The organism is Arthrobacter sp. B0427-1-12, from assembly GCF_059092905.1.
This window is the reverse complement of sequence record NZ_JBNHIC010000128.1, coordinates 1-2943: the sequence shown is the minus strand read 5'-3', so window position 1 is coordinate 2943 and position 2943 is coordinate 1. Positions and strand designations below refer to the sequence as shown.

Here is a 2943-nt window from a genome sequence, read left to right as displayed (position 1 = left end):
CTACCGCGAGCACGACATCCTGGTGGTCGGCGAAACCGGCGCCGAAAACATCACCAAGTTCGGCTTCGGCCCCGAACACAACATCATCGACGCCTAACCAACAGACAGGGACTGCGGTGCCGGTAGCCCGGCACCGCAGTCCCTGTCGCCACCCCGGCCGTACATACACCGGCCACCTACATGGAGAATCGGAGCAAAGATGCGCCACAGCGTCTATATGGAAGAAATCGACGCCGTAACCTACCAGGAAGCGATCGCCGGCGGCGACGGGATCGTCCTCATTCCCGCAGGAGCGATCGAACAGCATGGGCCGCACATGCCCCTCAACGTGGACGTTCTGCTCTCCCGTACGATGGCCGGAAGCGTAGCTGAAACGGTAGGCGCGCTTGTGGCTGCCCCCATCGTCTACGGCTACAAATCCCAGCAGCGCTCCGGCGGAGGCAACCACATCCCGGGAACCACCAGCCTCGATGCGGCTACCGTCATTTCCATTGCGAAAAACCTGACCCTGGAGCTGGCCCGGCACGGCGTCAGGAAAATCGCGTTCATCAACGGCCACTACGAGAACTACCAGTTCCTCTATGAAGGCGTGGACCTGGCCCTTCGGGAACTGAAGATCAGCAGCCCGGACGACCTGAAAGTCCTGCTGCTGTCCTACTGGGATTTCGTCGACGACGCGACCATCGCCGAGCTGTACCCCGATGGCTTCACCGGTTGGGACCTCGAACACGGCGGTGTGCTCGAGACATCCCTGATGCTGCACCTCTATCCGCACCTGGTCGATATGAGCCGGGTCGAGGACCTGCCGCCCGCCGTGCTGCCGAACTATGACGTCCTGCCGGTCAAGCCCGAACTCACACCGGCATCCGGCTGCCTGTCCTCCGCGGCACAGGCGACCGCAGCCAAGGGGGAAATTCTGCTCAAGCGTGCATCCACCGCGATGGCGAAAGCGCTCGAGGCCGAATTTTCGCTCACCGACCGGACCTAGTACCGACCGAACGTAGCACCAAGGGGAGGAAGCCGAGATGACCTATCTGGCCCACCCGGACGTGGCGCCTGCGGCCGCCTGGCCCGCGGGCTGCCGCGCGGCGTCATTCACCTTCGATGTGGAGGCTGACGGCCCACGCGCGGCGGTTTCCCGGCTCCTGGCAATCCTGGACCGGCAGGACATCAAGGCCACTTTCTTCATTTCCGGTGCCACCGCCGAATGCTGTCCGGACACGGTGCGCGCGGTTGTCGACGCCGGCCACGAAGTCGGCCACCACGGCTACCGGAACGAGCCGCTGCAGGGCATCGGCGCCGCCGCCGAAGCGCGCGGCCTGGACCGCGGGCTGGAAGCGCTCTGGAAGGCCGCCAAGGTCCGGCCGGTCGGGTACCGGGCGCCGTGGTGGGAGGTGAACTGGCATACCGCCGGGCTGCTGGCAGAGCGTGGCTTCCGCTACGACTCCAGCCAGGTCGACGGCGGCGCTCCCTACCGCTTCAGGGTCGCCGACGGGGATCCGCGGGACCTTGTCGAGGTCCCGGTCCACCGGGCGCCCGGCGGCTGGGAGCCGTATGCCTTCGAGCCAGGACGGGTGGCCGGCAGCTGCCTGGTGCTGGCGGATCATCCCTTCAATTCGGGGAGGCCGTCGAAAGCGGCGGAGCTCGAGCGGCTGATCGAGCGGGTCAAGGGCTCCGATGGCATATGGGTAGCGACGCTCGCCGAGCTCGCTGAGCAGCTGGACCCTGCCGTCAGCCGCGGCCGATGAACGGCATGCCGGCCGCGGTGATGACCAGCGAGCCTACCGACGCGTTGGGCGGCAGCTGCGCCATGAACAGCACTGCCTTGGCGGCGTCCTCCACCGAAAAGGTCGGTTCAACGCGGCGGCTGCCGTCCGCTTGGAGGGCGCCCTCGCCGACGCCCAGGCGCTGCATCAGCTCGGTAGCGGTGTTGCCGATATCGATCTGGCCGCAGGAAATGCCGTACGGGCGGCCGTCGAGGTCGATCGACTTGGTGAGCCCTGTGATGGCGTGTTTGGTGGCGGTGTAGGCGGCGGACAACGGTCTGGGGGAGTGGGCGGAGATGGAGCCGTTGTTGATGATCCTTCCGCCCTGTGGATCCTGCCGCTTCATGACGCGGACCGCCGCCGCGGCGCACAGCATGCTCCCGGTCAGGTTGACGGCCACTGTCCGGTTCCACTCATCCAATGGGATCTCGTCCACCGCTGCGCTCGGGCCGAAGACGCCGGCATTGTTGAACAGCACATCGATCCGGCCGAAGGCCTCGTAGGCAGAATTGAAGAGACGGTCGACGGCGGCGGGATCGATGACGTCCGCGGGTACCACCAGGGCGCGGGGATGGCCGGCGGCGGTCTCCACCAGCACGTCCCGGCGCCGGCCGGCCAGCGCAACCCGGAAACCGGCGTCGAGCATGGCCCGCGCAACGGCCCTTCCGATCCCGGAACCGGCTCCCGTGATGACGGCGGTACGTTCAGGCTGCGCTTCCTGGGTCATGCTCCGCTCCTGCTCCATTTGACAGATGGGCTGTGGCACCGTTCACTTTACTCATATCTAATGGAAAAGTAATTCCATATTACGAAAGTTCACCACGATGTGAACTCCTAGTTTGCGCACGGACATCGCTGCGCACAGAGAGGTTGGATGTGGCCGCAGCAGAAGACACCACTCACATCCTGAGTGGGTTGACAAACCAGCTGTCCGATCGTGATCCGGAAGAAACAGCGGAATGGATCGAATCGCTCGACCAGCTGATCAAGGAACAGGGCACGGAGCGGGCGCAGTTCATCATGCGTTCCCTGCTGCAGCGCGCCGGTGCGCGCAGCGTGGGCGTTCCCATGGTGACCACGACGGACTACGTCAACACGATCCCGGCCGACCAGGAACCTGAGTTCCCCGGCGACGAGGAAACCGAGCGCCGGTACCGTGCCTGGCTGCGCTGGAACG

3 protein-coding genes and 1 pseudogene are annotated in these 2943 nt (G+C 65.5%); 3 read left to right on the top strand and 1 reads right to left on the bottom strand.

The window, feature by feature from the left end; genetic code table 11:
- The first annotated feature begins 199 nt into the window (after nt 1-199).
- Together AC5RWU_RS24045 and AC5RWU_RS24040 are read left to right on the top strand one after the other, a co-directional pair.
- Nucleotides 200-988: a creatininase gene (locus AC5RWU_RS24045; RefSeq protein ID WP_493986685.1), complete on the top strand. Its 789-nt coding sequence runs from the start codon at nt 200-202 to the stop codon at nt 986-988.
- A gap of 37 nt (nt 989-1025) precedes the next feature.
- Complete coding sequence (locus AC5RWU_RS24040) at nt 1026-1748, top strand: polysaccharide deacetylase family protein (protein ID WP_493986684.1); 723 nt, start codon at nt 1026-1028, stop codon at nt 1746-1748.
- Here AC5RWU_RS24040 and AC5RWU_RS24035 read toward each other — a convergent pair.
- Nucleotides 1732-2493 (bottom strand): SDR family oxidoreductase, encoded by a 762-nt coding sequence (locus tag AC5RWU_RS24035; protein WP_493986683.1) that lies wholly within the window; start codon nt 2491-2493, stop codon nt 1732-1734. The genes AC5RWU_RS24040 and AC5RWU_RS24035 overlap by 17 nt on opposite strands.
- Before the next feature lie 149 nt (nt 2494-2642).
- On the opposite strand from AC5RWU_RS24035, the pseudogene AC5RWU_RS24030 reads away from it, so the two are divergent.
- Nucleotides 2643-2943 (top strand): annotated as a pseudogene (locus AC5RWU_RS24030) (pyruvate dehydrogenase (acetyl-transferring), homodimeric type); the annotation flags it as partial.